Raw genomic sequence first — 256 nt, 5'->3', positions numbered from 1 at the left:
CAAACAGTAGTACCGCTAGCGTGACGATCAATGCATTAGACGATGCGGGCTTTAGCTATAGCGCCGCAGCATATTGTGCAGATGCTACAGATCCAACGCCAAGCATAACAGGTTTAACAGGCGGAACATTTAGTAGCACATTAGGCTTATCACTTACAGCAGGAACAGGACTTATCGATGTATCGACCAGTACTCCGGGAACCTATACCGTAACTTATACCACAGCAGGAACCTGTCCAAACAGTAGTACCGCTAG

1 pseudogene is annotated in these 256 nt (G+C 47.3%); it reads left to right on the top strand.

Annotation, left to right across the window (positions count from 1 at the left end):
* Positions 1–20: 20 nt before the first annotated feature.
* A pseudogene (locus EM932_RS20750) lies at positions 21–256 on the top strand (hypothetical protein); the annotation flags it as partial.

This window comes from Flavivirga rizhaonensis, from assembly GCF_004791695.1.
GTDB lineage: Bacteria > Bacteroidota > Bacteroidia > Flavobacteriales > Flavobacteriaceae > Flavivirga > Flavivirga rizhaonensis.
Note: the sequence above shows the minus strand (reverse complement) of the source record. Positions and strands in the feature narration are given on the sequence as shown.